Source organism: Streptomyces sp. NPDC042102, from assembly GCF_055582305.1.
Genome location: NZ_JBVJDL010000008.1, coordinates 23,443 through 37,764, shown reverse-complemented (window position 1 = coordinate 37,764; position 14,322 = coordinate 23,443). Strand labels below are relative to the sequence as shown.

General features: G+C 74.1%; 16 protein-coding genes. 14 read left to right on the top strand and 2 right to left on the bottom strand.

The window, feature by feature from the left end; translation table 11 throughout:
• Window positions 1-10 precede the first annotated feature (10 nt).
• Both ACZ6KO_RS26970 and ACZ6KO_RS26965 read right to left on the bottom strand, forming a co-directional pair.
• Entirely contained in the window at window positions 11-1,186 is a 1,176-nt protein-coding gene (locus ACZ6KO_RS26970) for a hypothetical protein (RefSeq protein WP_469306611.1), read from the bottom strand.
• The gene (locus ACZ6KO_RS26965) at window positions 1,186-2,376 is read right to left on the bottom strand and encodes a pyridoxal phosphate-dependent aminotransferase (protein WP_469306610.1); all 1,191 of its coding nucleotides are present in this window, start codon (window positions 2,374-2,376) and stop codon (window positions 1,186-1,188) included. The genes ACZ6KO_RS26970 and ACZ6KO_RS26965 overlap by 1 nt, the downstream gene beginning before the upstream one ends.
• Window positions 2,377-2,511: 135 nt before the next feature.
• On the opposite strand from ACZ6KO_RS26965, the gene ACZ6KO_RS26960 reads away from it, so the two are divergent.
• The 14 genes from ACZ6KO_RS26960 (at window position 2,512) to ACZ6KO_RS26895 (ending at window position 14,320) form a co-directional block, all read left to right on the top strand.
• Window positions 2,512-2,754, top strand: a complete 243-nt coding sequence (locus ACZ6KO_RS26960; RefSeq protein ID WP_469306609.1) for a hypothetical protein — start codon at window positions 2,512-2,514, stop codon at window positions 2,752-2,754.
• A gap of 121 nt (window positions 2,755-2,875) precedes the next feature.
• Window positions 2,876-3,055: a hypothetical protein gene (locus ACZ6KO_RS26955; protein ID WP_469306608.1), complete on the top strand. Its 180-nt coding sequence runs from the start codon at window positions 2,876-2,878 to the stop codon at window positions 3,053-3,055.
• A 319-nt stretch (window positions 3,056-3,374) separates the two neighbouring features.
• Complete coding sequence (locus ACZ6KO_RS26950) at window positions 3,375-3,896, top strand: DUF2617 family protein (protein ID WP_469306607.1); 522 nt, start codon at window positions 3,375-3,377, stop codon at window positions 3,894-3,896.
• A 133-nt stretch (window positions 3,897-4,029) separates the two neighbouring features.
• Entirely contained in the window at window positions 4,030-5,676 is a 1,647-nt protein-coding gene (locus ACZ6KO_RS26945) for a polyamine aminopropyltransferase (protein ID WP_469306606.1), read from the top strand.
• A gap of 114 nt (window positions 5,677-5,790) precedes the next feature.
• A complete protein-coding gene (locus tag ACZ6KO_RS26940; protein ID WP_469306605.1) occupies window positions 5,791-6,771 on the top strand; it encodes an SRPBCC domain-containing protein in 981 nt (326 codons plus the stop codon).
• Between the two features lie 37 nt (window positions 6,772-6,808).
• Window positions 6,809-7,591, top strand: coding sequence for an aldose epimerase family protein (locus ACZ6KO_RS26935; protein WP_469306604.1), 783 nt, complete (start codon window positions 6,809-6,811; stop codon window positions 7,589-7,591).
• A gap of 71 nt (window positions 7,592-7,662) precedes the next feature.
• Window positions 7,663-8,202, top strand: coding sequence for an orotate phosphoribosyltransferase (gene pyrE / locus ACZ6KO_RS26930; protein WP_469306603.1), 540 nt, complete (start codon window positions 7,663-7,665; stop codon window positions 8,200-8,202).
• Between the two features lie 193 nt (window positions 8,203-8,395).
• Window positions 8,396-9,418 carry a class II fructose-bisphosphate aldolase gene (gene fbaA, locus ACZ6KO_RS26925; protein WP_469306602.1) on the top strand — a complete coding sequence of 341 codons (1,023 nt, stop codon included), beginning with the start codon at window positions 8,396-8,398 and terminating at the stop codon, window positions 9,416-9,418.
• A gap of 306 nt (window positions 9,419-9,724) precedes the next feature.
• Window positions 9,725-10,168, top strand: coding sequence for a hypothetical protein (locus ACZ6KO_RS26920; protein ID WP_469306601.1), 444 nt, complete (start codon window positions 9,725-9,727; stop codon window positions 10,166-10,168).
• Window positions 10,169-10,237: 69 nt separating this feature from the next.
• A complete protein-coding gene (locus tag ACZ6KO_RS26915; protein ID WP_401445293.1) occupies window positions 10,238-10,651 on the top strand; it encodes a DUF3151 domain-containing protein in 414 nt (137 codons plus the stop codon).
• A 183-nt stretch (window positions 10,652-10,834) separates the two neighbouring features.
• Window positions 10,835-11,686 (top strand): tryptophan 2,3-dioxygenase, encoded by an 852-nt coding sequence (locus ACZ6KO_RS26910; protein ID WP_469306600.1) that lies wholly within the window; start codon window positions 10,835-10,837, stop codon window positions 11,684-11,686.
• Window positions 11,679-12,881 carry a kynureninase gene (kynU, locus tag ACZ6KO_RS26905; protein ID WP_469306599.1) on the top strand — a complete coding sequence of 401 codons (1,203 nt, stop codon included), beginning with the start codon at window positions 11,679-11,681 and terminating at the stop codon, window positions 12,879-12,881. The genes ACZ6KO_RS26910 and kynU overlap by 8 nt, the downstream gene beginning before the upstream one ends.
• A gap of 200 nt (window positions 12,882-13,081) precedes the next feature.
• The gene (locus tag ACZ6KO_RS26900) at window positions 13,082-13,957 is read left to right on the top strand and encodes an alpha/beta hydrolase (RefSeq protein WP_469306598.1); all 876 of its coding nucleotides are present in this window, start codon (window positions 13,082-13,084) and stop codon (window positions 13,955-13,957) included.
• 87 nt (window positions 13,958-14,044) lie between these two features.
• Window positions 14,045-14,320 carry a hypothetical protein gene (locus ACZ6KO_RS26895; protein ID WP_469306597.1) on the top strand — a complete coding sequence of 92 codons (276 nt, stop codon included), beginning with the start codon at window positions 14,045-14,047 and terminating at the stop codon, window positions 14,318-14,320.
• The last annotated feature ends 2 nt before the right edge of the window (window positions 14,321-14,322 follow it).

The following is a 14,322-nucleotide window of genomic DNA, read 5'->3' as shown; positions in this document are numbered from 1 at the left end:
GCACCCGCCGTCACAACGGCACCCGGGCGATGAGCAGCAGGTACGCCCCGTAGCCCGACGAGAGCCCGGCCAGGGCCGCGGTCGCCACGACCGCGGACCGCGGCCGGGCTCGCGCCATGACGGCCGCGAGCGGCAGCAGCAGCGGGAACGCCGGCAGCAGGAACCGGGGCTTGGACTCGAAGAACCCGCTCCCGCCCAGCGAGATCACCAGCAGGACGCCGGTGTACACGAGCAGCGGCAGCGGGGCCCGGTACCGCACCAGCGCCACCCCCAGCGCCACCGCCCCCACCAGCACCAGCAGCGTCACCACCGAGGCGAACGTCGTCCGCCCGTCGCCGGTCAGCACGCGCGCCGCGGACCCGGCCGCCCCGGCCCCGAAGTCGAAGCGCGACCCCCAGCCGCGCTGCACGGTGAAGTACCCGCCCAGCGGATCCCCCCGCCGGATCCCGACGGCCAGCAGGTACGCCGCCCAGCCCGCCGGGGCCAGCAGCCCGGCCGCCCACACGGCCGCCCCGGCCCGCCCGCGGTGCTCCCGCAGCGCCCACAGCGCCGCCACGGACACCGCCGCCGCCACCGCGATCCCGGTCGGCCGGGTCAGTCCGGCCAGGACCGCGAGGCCCGCCGCCCACAGCCACCGCCCGGTCAGCAGCGCGTACAGCGCCCAGGCGGCGAGCGCGGCCAGCAGCGCCTCGGTGTAGCCCATGCTCAGCACCACCGCGTGCGGCACCGCCGCCCACAGCACCACCAGCAGCACCCCGGCCCGGGCCCCCGAGATCCGCTCCCCGATCCGGTACACGCCGACCGCGGCGGCGGCGGCCGCCGCCCAGGCCACCAGCAGCCCGGCGCCCGCCGCGCCGACGCCGAGCACGGCCGAGGCCAGCCGCATCAGACCCGGGTAGAGCGGGAAGAACGCCAGGTCGCTCTGGAGGTAGCCGCCCTCGGGCCACGCCAGCGTCCGCCCGTACCCGCGCTCGGCGATGGCGATGTACCAGCCGGAGTCCCACGACGCCCCCAGCACCGCCACCGGGTCCTTGCCCGCCCACCACGCGCCCAGGGCGACGGCGCCCGCGCCCAGCCCCCGTACGAGGGCGAACGCGGCGAGCGCCACGACGGCCCCGGGCAGGGCGGCGGGGACGGCGGGGGAGGGGACGGTGGCGGCGGGCGCTCTGCCCGTCGTCACCGGCACTAGAGCCTGCCGAGACGGGCGACGGCCTCTTCGAGGACCTCGGTGCGCTTGCAGAAGGCCCAGCGCACATGGGTGCGGCCGGCGTCCTTGTCGTCGTAGAAGACGGAGTTGGGGATGGCGACCAGCCCCGCGCGTTCGGGCAGGGCACGGCAGAAGGCCAGGCCGTCCTCCTCGCCGAGCGGGGCGATGTCGGTGGTGATGAAGTACGTGCCCCGGGGCGCGTAGACCTCGAAACCGGCCCGGCGCAGGCCGTCGGCGAGCAGGTCCCGCTTGGCGCGCAGGTCCTCGCGGAAGTCGCGGTAGTAGGCGTCCGGCAGGGCCAGGGCCTCGGCGATCGCGTACTGGAAGGGCCCGGAGGCGACGTAGGTGAGGAACTGCTTGGCGGAGCGGACCGCCGTGACCAGGGCGGGAGGCGCGGTGACCCAGCCGACCTTCCAGCCGGTGAAGGAGAAGGTCTTGCCGGCGGAGGAGATGGTGACGGTGCGCTCGCGCATCCCGGGCAGGCCCGCCAGCGGGGTGTGCCCGCCCTCGAAGACGAGGTGCTCGTACACCTCGTCGGTGACCACCAGCAGGTCGCGCTCGACGGCGAGGGCGGCGATGGCGGCGAGATCGGAGTCGGGCAGGACGTGGCCCGTGGGGTTGTGCGGGGTGTTCAGCAGGAGCAGCCGGGTGCGCGGGGTGAGGGCCGCGCGCAGCTCGTCGAGGTCGAGCGCGAAGGCGCCGTCGCGCGGGCGCAGCGTGACCGGGACGCGGGTGGCGCCGGCCATCGCGATGCAGGCGGCGTAGGAGTCGTAGAAGGGTTCGAGCGCGACGACCTCGTCGCCGGGCTCGAGGAGCGCGAGGAGGGCGGCGGCGATGGCCTCGGTGGCGCCGGCCGTGACGAGGACCTCGGTGTCGGGGTCGTAGGACAGGCCGTAGAAGCGCTCCTGATGGGCGGCGACCGCCCGGCGCAGCTCCGGGATGCCGGGGGCGGGCGGGTACTGGTTGCCGCGGCCGTCGCGGACGGCGCGGACGGCCGCCTCGGCGATCTCGGCGGGGCCGTCGGTGTCGGGGAACCCCTGACCCAGGTTGAGGGAGCCGGTGCGGGTGGCCAGAGCCGACATCTCCGCGAAGATCGTGGTGCCGAAAGCCGCGAGACGGCGGTTCAGGAAGGGGCGGTTCTCGCCCGCGGATGCGCTCATGGGCGCCATCCTGAGGGGAACCTCTGGACTTGCTCAAGTGTGCTTTGGGCCGCCGGAGGCGGGGGCATCCCCCTCTCACGCGGGACGCGGGGATCCCGCTCCTCGGGGGACCGAGGCGTACGAAGGGGGCTGGACGTCATGTGGATGGCCATTCTCATTCCGACCATCCTGGTGGTCGTCGGGTTCATCGTGCTGGTCGCGCGGATCGGCGCGGTCGGCTCCGGCTCCAGGAGCAGGCGCTCGCACGCGTCGTCGTCCTCCAGCTGGTGGGGCGGTGACTCCGGTGGCGACTCCGGCGGGGGCTCCTCCTGCGGCTCGTCGTCCTCCTCGTGCGGGGGCGGCGGCGGTGGCGGTGGCGGCGGGGGCTGCGGAGGCGGAGGCAGCTGATCCTGCTTCGGCAGGGCGTGGTGCGGGCATCCCCTCTCTACGTCTGTACGCGGGACGCCGGGGGCCGGGACACGGTGTCGGCCCCCGGCGTCCCGCGGTGCCCGGAAGGGGGTCGAGCACGATGATCAGAGCCTGGCTGGACCGGCTCGCACGGCCGTCGAACGACACCACGCACAGCTGGTGGGCGGCGGCCGAAACGGCGGCGCCGCAGGAATGCGGGCGTCCGCACTCCTGCGGCGGTCACCCGCAGTGCGGCAGCGGACCGCACTCCTGCCTGAACGGCTGTCAGGGCGTCGACTGACGCAGGTGAGCGGCCCGCGCGGGGCGTCCGGCGGGGACAACTTCCGCCGGGCGCCGTCCCGTTGGAGCGCCTTTCGCGCGGGGCGGGTGACGTGCCTGGTTGAACACGTGAACTGTGGAGCCCCCGAGGGGATGTAAACCCCTTCAAGTTGGGTAAAAACGCTGTGAGTGCCGTGCCTTTCATGATTCCCTCGGTTGAGTAGACCAGTCCTCGGACCTCCCTGGACTTCCTGTGGACCCGAGCCGGTGACCCCCCACCCGTCGCATGACCGCTGGCGGGGCTCCGGCCCCTCTCCCTCGCGCGTTTGCGGAGCCGACTCATGCTCACGACCCTCCAGACCACCTACACCGACACGCGTGCCGCCGACCTCGCCTGGGCCCTGGGCCGTGACCGGCTGCCCGCACTGGCCGTACTGAACCTCGAGCTGGCGGGCGCGAAGGTGGAGCTGCGCCTGCTCGGAGCCTCCCATCAGGTGCTCCTGGAGGAGGACGAGGTCCTCTGTTCGGAGACGGTGGCCTGTATCCCCGGCAGCAGCACGCCGCTGCCGCTCGGCGTGGCAAAGCGGGTGGGTGACTGGGAGTACGAGTTCGCCGCGCGGGTGGAGACCCTCTCCCAGGGGTCTTTCGCGGGTCGGGCGCAGGAACTGCTCGCGCTGGTCGCCGATCACCCGAACGGACTCGCCGGCACCTTTCCGGGCAGTCCGCACGCCTTCACCGCGATGCTCGCGCAGCGCTACGAGGGGCAGGTGCGCTGGCGTACCTGGCACGCCTACCCGCAGGAAGGACAGCTGGTCGCGACCCGGACGAGGGTCGGGGTGCGGATGGCCGCCGCCGCCGTGTGAGGCGCCGTTCCCGCGCCGGCGGGCGAGGTGCCGAGTCGTTTCTGCTCCGTTACTCCAACTGGCCGGAGCAGTGCTCCAGTTGCACCCATGTGGGTGACTCGGTGCGAGCGGGCCGTGACGTACGGTTCGCTGCATGATCGACCGTTCCGCCTCCCGCGGGGTGCTCCCGGCGCCGGAGCCTCGGGGTGCGGCGACCGTCCCGGCCGCCCTGCCCGTACGGCCCCGGACCGGCCGACTCCTCGTCCTGGCCACCGTGTTCGTCTGCGCCGCCTGCGGGCTCGTGTACGAGCTGGAGCTGCTGGCCCTCGCCTCGTACCTGATCGGTGACTCCGTCACCCAGGCCTCCGTCGTGCTGTCCCTCATGGTCTTCGCGATGGGCGTCGGCTCGCTGCTCGCCAAGGGGCTGCGGGCGCGCCCGGCGGTCGGCTTCGCCGTCATCGAGGCGGCCCTGGCGCTGGTTGGCGGGCTCTCGGCGACCGCGCTCTACGCGAGCTTCGCCTGGCTGGGGGAGTCGCGGCCGGCGCTGGTGGGCTTCTCGCTCGTCATCGGGGTGCTGATCGGGGCCGAGGTGCCGCTGCTGATGACCCTGATCCAGCGGGTGCGGCGGCAGGACGCCGGCGGGGCGGTCGCCGACCTGTTCGCCGCCGACTACGTGGGGGCGCTGGTCGGGGGCCTGGCCTTCCCGTTCCTGCTGCTGCCGCTGCTCGGCCAGCTGACCGGCGCCATGCTGACGGGCACCGTCAACGCGGCGGCCGGCGGGGCCCTGGTGCTGTGGCTGTTCCGGCGGGACCTGACCCGGCGGGCGCGCTGGCTGATCCTGGCCGCGAACGTCGCCGTCCTCGCCGCGCTGGCGTCCGCGACCGTGCTCGCCGACGACTTCGAGCGGGCCGCCCGGCGCGCGGTCTACGGCGGCGAGGTGCGGGTGGCGGTGCAGACCGGGGTGCAGGAACTGGTGGTCACGGGCCCGCGCACCGGCTCGCCGCGCTCGCTCGACCTGTTCCTGGACGGCCGGCTGCGGATCAGCGGCTACGACGAGTACCGCTACCACGAGGCGCTGGTGCACCCGGCGATGTCGGGCCCCCACGCGCGGGTGCTGGTGCTCGGCGGCGGGGACGGGATGGCCGCGCGGGAGGTGCTGCGCCACCCGGACGTCGCGGCGGTGACTGTGGTGGAGCTGGACCCGGGGGTGGTGCGGCTGGCCCGGACCGACCCGATGCTGTCGGCGCTGAACGCCGGCGTGTTCGCGGACCCGCGCGTCCACGTCGTCACGGCGGACGCGTTCCGCTGGCTGCGGGGGGTGCAGGCCGGGCGGTACGACGTGATCGTCTCCGATCTGCCCGACCCCGGGATCACGCCCAGCACGAAGCTGTACTCGCAGGAGTTCTACGGACTGGCCGGGCGGGCGCTGGCCCCGGGCGGACGGCTCGTGGTGCACGCGGGGCCGCTGGCCACGCGGCCGCGCACGTACTGGACGGTTGAGGCCACCCTGCGGGCGGCGGGCCTGCGGACCGCGCCGTACAGCGCGGGCGGCCGGCTCTCCGGTTTCGCCGCGGGCCCCGACCGCACCCTGGGCGCGGCCGACGCCCCGCCGCAGGACTGGGGCTTCGTCCTGGCCGCCCGCGACCACCGCCCGGCCCTGTACGTCGACCACGACACCCCCGGCGGCCTGCGCTCCCTCTCGACGGGCTCCCTGCGGGACGCGGCGCGCGACGCGGAGCGCCTGCGGATGCCGGGCCTGCCGCCGTCGACGCTCCCGCACCCCCGGTACTCGTTCTCCTGACCGGCGCCGGGGCGGCCGGCGGCGCTCGGGCTCCGCTGGAGCCACGGTGCTGGTCGGCGTTTGGTCGGTGCCGGACCGGGTGCGGGAGGGGGTGTCGTCGGTAGGCTCGGCTGCATGGAGCATCTGGTGTTCGTTCCGGTGGCCGTAGAGAACCTCCGCGCCGTGCTGCGGGACCCCGTGCAGGTGGCCCGGTGTGTGCCGGGGCTCCAGCAGGACGCGGACGAGGCCAGCGGGCCGCTGGCCGGGCGGCTGAAGCTGCGCGTCGGCGGGCACACCGTCACCTACCGGGGCGCGCTGACCGTCACCGAGCGGGACCCGGACACGTACGAGATCAGCGGCGAGGGTACCGAGGTCCGCGGCTCGGGGACCGTGAAGCTGGCGCTGGCCCTGCGGCTGGCCGACGTGGACGGTGGTACGCGGGTCGCCTTCACGGGTGACGCCACCGCCGACGGCCGGGCGGCCGCCTTCGCCCCCGAGGCCACCACGACGGCCGTCCACCGGCTGCTGGACCGGACCGCGGCCCACCTGGCCACGGTGGCCGGCCGGCCCGGGGCCGCTGAGGCGCCCGGCGCGGCCGGGGCGGACGTGGTCGAGGCGGACCTGGACGCCGACGTCGATACGGATGCGGGCCTGGACGACGACGTCGACACGGGCACGGGCACGGACGCGGGCCTCGGCGAGGACGGGGTCGACGTGGTGGAGGCCCCGGACTTCATCGAGCCCACCGACATTCCACCTGTCGACGTTCCGTCCGCCGACTTTCCGTCCGTCGACGGATCGCCGGCCGACGGTTCGGCCTCCGTCTTCGACGCCGAGGTGCCGCCGCCCTCCCTCGACCCCTCCCTCGAACCCTTCCTGGAGGCCGAGTTCGGCGAAGGGCCGCGCCCGCCCGCCGAGGCCGCCCACGCACGGCGGACCATGATCGGGCGCAGCGCGGAGGAGGTCGACCACGCGCCGCCGCGCGGCCGCTACGCGCCGGTGCCCGCCCCCGCCACCGTGGCGCCCGGCGCGAGCCTGCGCTGGCTCGCGCCCGCCGCCGCGCTCGCCATCGCCTCCGCCGTCGTCGTCGGCCGCGTGCTGCGCCGCCGCAGGTAGGGGGCGTCCCGGGCTGACGGGCCGTAGGGTCGGGGCCATGAGTACGCAACTGAGTGCCGGCGGCGCCGAGGTGACCGTCGACCAGGACAACGGCTGCCGTATCAGCAGCCTCCGTATCGACGGCACCGAGCTGCTGCGCCAGGGTCCGCACTTCGGCGCGTTCCCGATGGTGCCGTGGTGCGGGCGGCTCGCCGACGGGCGGTTCCAGGACGGCGGTGTCACCCGGCAGATGCCGCTCAACCACCCTCCGCACGCCCTCCACGGCCTTGGCCGCGACGCCGCCTGGCGCACCGCCACCGCCGACAAGACCGAGGCGGCCTTCACGTACGACCTCGCCGAGCCGTGGCCCCACCCGGGCCGCGTCACCCAGACCTTCGCGCTCACCGAGGACTCCCTGACGCTCGCGCTGGGCGTCGAGACGTACGGGGACAGCTTCCCGGCGCAGGCCGGCTGGCACCCCTGGTTCCTGCGCAACCTCGGGCACGGCGAGGACGCGGTGCTCGACTTCCGGCCCGAGTGGCAGGAGGAGCGGGGCGAGGACCACCTGCCCACCGGCCGCCGGATCGAGCCGCGCCCCGGCCCGTGGGACGACTGCTTCGGCATGCCCTACGGCGTGGACGTCATGCTGACCTGGCCCGGCGCGCTGGAGCTGAAGATCACCAGCCGGGCGGAATGGGTGGTCGTCTACGACGAACAGCCCGAGGCCGTCTGCGTCGAGCCCCAGTCCGGCCCGCCGAACGGCTTCAACACCGCCCCTCGCCTGGTCACCCCCGTCGACCCCCTGGAGGTCACGGCCACCTGGACCTGGCGGCGGCTCTAGAAGCGGCACGCGGAGCCGCGGGTTCCAGGGCCGAGGGGGTGTCCGCCGGGCACCCCCTAAGCTGTGGGTTCATGAGTGACGTACGTGGTGAGCTGCTCCAGCAGATCAAGGACAAGGCCGTCGTGCACGGCAAGGTGATCCTCTCCTCCGGCCTAGAGGCCGACTACTACATCGACCTCCGCCGGGTCACGCTGGACGGCGAGGCGGCCCCCCTGGTCGGGCAGGTCATGCTCGACCTCACCGCCGACCTCGACTACGACTGCGTCGGTGGCCTGACCCTGGGCGCCGACCCGGTCGCGACCTCGATGCTGCACGCCTCCGCCGCGCGTGGGCAGCGCCTGGACGCCTTCGTCGTGCGCAAGGCGCAGAAGGCCCACGGCATGCAGCGCCGTATCGAGGGCACCGACGTCAAGGGCCGCCGCTGCCTGGTCGTCGAGGACACCTCGACCACCGGCGGCTCCCCGCTGACCGCCGTCGAGGCGGTCCGCGAGGCCGGCGGTGAGGTCGTCGCGGTGGCCACGATCGTGGACCGCGGTGCCGCCGACGCCATCGCGCAGGCGGGTCTGCAGTACCTCACCGGGTACCGCCTCGAGGACCTCGACCTCGCCTGATCAGGCCTGACCTGCGCCTTTCCGGCGGGCCCGGGTGTTTCACGTGAAACACCCGGACCGTCGTGGAGCACGGCCGCCCGGACGCGGTCTGGAGTGTCTCCGAGAGTCTGGAAAGATGGGCGCGACGGTGACGTCGCCCCCAGGTCAGGGACAGCAACTCAGCACACCACCCGCATACCCAAGGAGCGGACAGATGCCCATCGCAACCCCCGAGGTCTACAACGAGATGCTGGACCGGGCGAAGGCAGGCAAGTTCGCCTACCCGGCCATCAACGTGACCTCGAGCCAGACCCTGCACGCTGCGCTGCGCGGCTTCGCGGAGGCCGAGAGCGACGGCATCATCCAGATCTCGACCGGCGGCGCCGAGTTCCTGGGCGGCCAGCACAAGAAGGACATGGTCACCGGCGCGGTCGCGCTGGCGGAGTTCGCGCACGTCGTGGCCGCCAAGTACGACATCACGGTCGCCCTGCACACCGACCACTGCCCCAAGGACAAGCTGGACGGCTACGTCCGCCCGCTGCTCGACATCTCCGCCGAGCGCGTCGCCAAGGGTCTGAACCCGCTCTTCCAGTCCCACATGTGGGACGGCTCCGCCGAGACCCTGGCCGACAACCTGGCCATCGGCCAGGAGCTGCTCGCCAAGGCCGTCGCGGCGAAGATCATCCTCGAGGTCGAGATCACCCCGACCGGCGGCGAGGAGGACGGCGTCACCCACGAGATCAACGACGAGCTGTACACCACCGTCGACGACGCGATCCGTACCGCCGAGGCCCTGGGCCTGGGCGAGAAGGGCCGCTACCTGCTGGCCGCCTCCTTCGGCAACGTGCACGGCGTCTACAAGCCGGGCAACGTCGTCCTGCGCCCCGAGCTGCTGAAGGACCTGCAGCAGGGTGTCGGCGAGAAGTACGGCAAGTCCTCCCCGTTCGACTTCGTCTTCCACGGCGGCTCCGGCTCCACCGAGCAGGAGATCGCCACCGCGCTGGAGAACGGCGTCGTGAAGATGAACCTCGACACCGACACCCAGTACGCCTTCACCCGCCCGGTCGCGGACCACATGTTCCGCAACTACGACGGTGTCCTGAAGGTCGACGGCGAGGTCGGCAAGAAGTCCACCTACGACCCGCGCACCTGGGGCAAGCTGGCCGAGGCGAGCATGGCCCAGCGCGTCACCGAGGCCTGCGCGAACCTGCGCTCCACCGGCACCAAGCTGAAGTAACGCGGCAGCGCGGCAGCGTCACGACGCCGCCGCTCAGCACCACGCGAGGGGCCCTGCCCGCCGTCCCGGGACGGCGGGCAGGGCCCCTCGTCCGCGTGGGACCCGACCGAACCCCCCGCCGCTGGCGGGGGGTTCGGTTTTGGCCGGGGCGGTGCGGGCGCTACGTTCTTCGTGATCATGAATACGTTCCAGGAAAAACACTTACAGGTACTGATTTTTCGTACGGGGGAGAGCACGGTGGGGGCACCGCAGCCATACCGCGAGCCGACGACCGGCGGGTCGGGTGACACGGGCTGGACCTGAGCGATGGCTGGCACGACACCCCTCATAGCGGTCGTCCACGACGGCCGTCAGGGCTGGGCCTCGCCGCAGGCCTATGCCGCCCGTGACGGCGCGGCGGAAGTCGGCGCGCGCTGTGTGCTCGTCGGGTCGCAGGGCCTGGGCGAGCCGCAGTGGGCGCTGCTGCGGGCGGCGGGCGGGATCCTGTTCGGCGCCGAGCTGCCCGGCGCGGCCGGGCGCGCGGACTGGCGGGGCCGGCCCGCCGCCGGGTTCACGGACCCGCGGGCCGACCCGTACGACCGGCTGCGGGAACTGTGCGTCTTCGCACAGGGGTTGGGCATGGACTGGCTCGGTACGCACGTTCCCCCGCCGTCCTCCCCGCACGTGCCGCTGTCCGTCGCGCAGGCCTCGCTGGACTCCGTACGCTTCCTGGCCGCCCGCATGGTCCGCGCGGTCCGCACCGCCGGCTAGCGCCGGTCGGGGCGGGTGGCCGGACGGCCCGGCGCCGCGGGCGGGGTCCGGTGCAGCAGACTGGTGACCATGGCCATTCACGAGAACCTGCTCGGGGGACCCGCCCCGACCCACCTCCCCGACGACCCGGAGCCGCGCGAGGCGCTCGCCGCCGGCACCGAACCGGCCGAGGTGGCCGCGCAGCATCCCACCTCCTCCCTCGCCTGGGCGCGGCTGGCGGACGACGCCTTCGAGGCCGGCCGCACGGTCGAGTCGTACGCGTACGCCCGTACCGGCTACCACCGCGGTCTGGACGCCCTGCGCCGCGCCGGCTGGAAGGGCCACGGCCCGGTCCCGTGGGAGCACGAGCCGAACCGCGGCTTCCTGCGGGCGCTGCACGCCCTCGCCCGGGCCGCGCAGGCCATCGGCGAGAAGGACGAGTACGAGCGCTGCTCGACCTTCCTGCGCGACTCCTCGCAGACGGCCGCCGACACCCTCGGCTGACCTGCGCCCGGGCCCGTCGCGGCCCGTGCCGACCGGCCGCCGCCCCCGATGTGATGCCCGTCACTCTTCGCTGGGGGCGGCGGGCCGGACCGGCTTATGATGCGGGCAGGGGACCGGGGCTCCACTTTTCCGAGACAGGAAGGAGCGGACCGCTACCCGGAACCACGTGTCGAGGAGACAGCAATGTCGACGCCTTCCCTTGATGCCTCCGGAGCCGGCGGTTCGGACACCCCGAACCTCGACTTCGACGGCACCACCCCGTACGAGGACTACGTCCAGGCGGACGTCCTCACCCACCTCCAGCACCCCCGTTCGGACGATCCGGGCGAGATGGTCTTCCTGGTCACCACCCAGGTCATGGAGCTGTGGTTCACCGTCATCGTCCACGAGTGGGAGACGGCCGCGAAGGCCCTCCGCGAGGACCGCGTGCCGGTCGCGATGGACGCGCTGAAGCGGTCCCTGCGCGAACTGGAGGCCCTCAATGCCTCCTGGCGCCCGCTCGCCCAGCTCACTCCGGGGCAGTTCAACTCCTACCGCGCCGCCCTCGGCGAGGGCTCGGGCTTCCAGTCGGCGATGTACCGCCGGATGGAGTTCCTGCTCGGCGAGAAGTCGGCCTCCATGCTCGTCCCGCACCGCGGCGCCCCGCGCGTCCACGCGGAGCTGGAGAAGGCCCTCCAGGAGCCCAGCCTCTACGACGAGGTCCTGCGCCTGCTCGCCCGCCGCGGCCTGCCCGTCCCGCCGGAGGTCCTGGAACGCGACCTCTCCCGGCGTTACGAGCCCTCGCCCGCCGTCGAGGCCGTCTGGACCGCCCTGTACGCGGACCCGGACGCCGAGCACGACCTGCACCGCCTCGGCGAGGTCCTCACCGACGTCGCCGAGCTCGTCTGGCGCTGGCGCAACGACCACCTGGTCGCCACCCGCCGCGCGATGGGCGCGAAGACCGGTACGGGCGGCTCCGCCGGGGTCACCTGGCTGGAGAAGCGCGCCCAGAAGAACGTCTTCCCCGAGCTGTGGACGGCGCGCAGCCATGTCTGAGCCGACGCCGACCCCGCTCGGCATACGCGCGGCCGAGGCGGACGCCGCCGACGACCTCGGCAAGCTGCGCGAGCGTTTCCGGCTCCCCGACGGCGTCGTCTACCTCGACGGCAACTCGCTCGGCGCCCTGCCGGCCTCCGTCCCCGGCGCGGTCGCGGACGTCATCGGCCGCCAGTGGGGCGAGCTGCTCATCCGGTCCTGGGACGAGAGCGGCTGGTGGACCGCGCCCGAGCGGATCGGCGACCGGATCGCCCCGCTGGTCGGCGCCGCGCCCGGCCGGATCGTCGTGGGCGACTCCACCAGCGTGAACCTCTTCAAGGCGCTGGTCGGCGCCGCCCGCCTGGCGGGCGAGGGCCGCACCGAGCTGCTCGTGGACGCCACCACCTTCCCCACCGACGGCTACATCGCCGCCTCCGCGGCGCGGATGACCGGCCTGACCGTGGTCCCGGTGGAGCCCTCGGAGGTCCCGGCCGCCCTGGGCCCGCGCACCGCCGCGGTCCTGCTCAACCACGTCGACTACCGCACCGGCCGGCTGCACGACCTGGCCGGGCTCACCGCGGCGGTCCGGTCGGCGGGCGCGCTCGCCGTCTGGGACCTGTGCCACAGCGCGGGCGCCCTCCCGGTGGGCCTCGACGAGCACGGCGTCGACCTCGCGGTGGGCTGCACGTACAAGTACCTCAACGGCGGTCCGGGCTCGCCCGCGTACCTCTACGTCGCCGAGCGGCACCAGGCCCGCTTCGACTCCCCGCTGCCCGGCTGGAACTCGCACGCGGACCCGTTCGCCATGAGCCCGGTGTACACGGCGGGCGAGGGGGCGGTCCGCGGCCGGGTCGGCACCCCGGACATCCTGTCGATGCTCGCCCTGGAGGCGGCGCTCGACGCGTGGGACGGGGTCGCGGTGGAGGCCGTACGGGCGAAGTCGCTCGCCCTGACGGACTTCTTCCTGGAGTGCGTCGAGGCGTACGTTCCGGCCGGCCGGGTCGAGTGCGTCACTCCACTGGCCCACGCCGAGCGCGGCAGCCAGGTCTCGCTGCGCACCGACAACGCCGCCGAGGTCATGCGCGAGCTGATCGCGCGGGGTGTGATCGGGGACTTCCGGGCCCCCGACGTGCTGCGTTTCGGTTTCACCCCGCTGTACGTCGGCTTCGCCGACGCGGAGCGGGCGGCGCGGACACTGGGTCACATTTTCGGGTGACGGGCTGCTGAAACGTCACCTCGGACGTGACGTGCCGGGGGCGGGCGGGATTTCGGTCCGGTCCGCCCCCGCATCGGCCCCGTGTGCGCCCGCCCGGGCCTCGGGCTGGCGCGAGACGTTCGGTTCCGGCCTGGTACCGTCCCGCTCTGCCCGGAACATGTGTCCCCCTTGTCCCACGCGTTTACCGAGAGGTTGAGCCGATGACGGACCCCGCAGTCGAACGGGACGCCGCCGAGGCCGCCTCGGCCTTCGCTCACCCCCCGGTCGCCCCCGACGCCACCGCCGCGTACGGCGAACACCCCGACCAGGTCATCGACTTCTACGCCCCCCGGGGCGAACGCGCCGTGCCCGCCCCGCTGGTGGCCGTCCTGCACGGCGGTGCCTGGCGCGCCCCGTACGACCGGCAGCACATCACCCCCCTCGCGGACTTCCTGGCCCGGCGCGGTTTCGCGGTGGCCAACATCGAGTACCGGCGCGGCCGGTCCGTGCCGCACCAGGGCCCGGGCGGCCCCGTGGCCGGGCGCTGGCCGGAGACCTTCGACGACGTCGCCGCCGCGATGGACGCGCTCCCGGCGCTGGTGGCGGCCGCGCTGCCGCAGGCCGACGTACGCCGGACGGTCGTCACCGGCCACTCGGCCGGCGGCCACCTCGCGCTGTGGGCCGCGGCCCGGCACGTCCTGCCGGCCGGTTCGCCCTGGCGGCTGCCCTCCCCGCCGCCGCTGCGCGGGGTGGTGGCGCTGGCCCCCATCGCGGACTTCGTGGTGGCGGAGGAGCTCGGCGTCTGCGGCGGCGCCAGCGCCCAGCTGCTGGGCGGCGCGGCCGCGTTCACGGAGCGGCTGCCGTACGCGGACCCGGCGGCCCTGCTGCCGACGGGCATCGCCACGGCCATCGTCCATGGCCGGGAGGACATCGTCGTCCCGGCACCGGTCGCCGAGTCGTACGTGGCCGCCGCCGCGAAGGCCGGCGAGATGGTCGGTCTGACGCTGCTGGACGGCGTCGGTCACTTCCCGCTGATCGACCCGGCGGCGGACGCCTGCGCGGTGGTCTGCGAGGAGATCGCCCAGCTCGCCTGGTAGACAGCAGACAGGCGTCACGACCCGGGACGAAAAGCGGCTGGTTCGAGACAATGGCCGCTGGGGGTGGTGGCGTTGGCCAGGTGGGGGTTGATCGTCGAGCAGAACGTCGGGTACGAGCGGCGGATGTGGCAGGCGAGGGTGGTGGGGCATGTCGACGGCACCCGGGAGGAGGCGCTGGCGGAGCTGCGCCGCCGGGCGGAGTGCTTCGACCCCGAACGCCCGGGGCGGGTCGTACGCCGCAGGCTCTACCGCGACCGTGACGGCTTCCTGCTGGTGCTGGAGAGCAAGTGGTCGGCCGTCTTCCACTTCCGGTTCATGGTGGCGGAGGAACTGTACGACAGCGCCCCGCCGGACCCGGGGTAGGG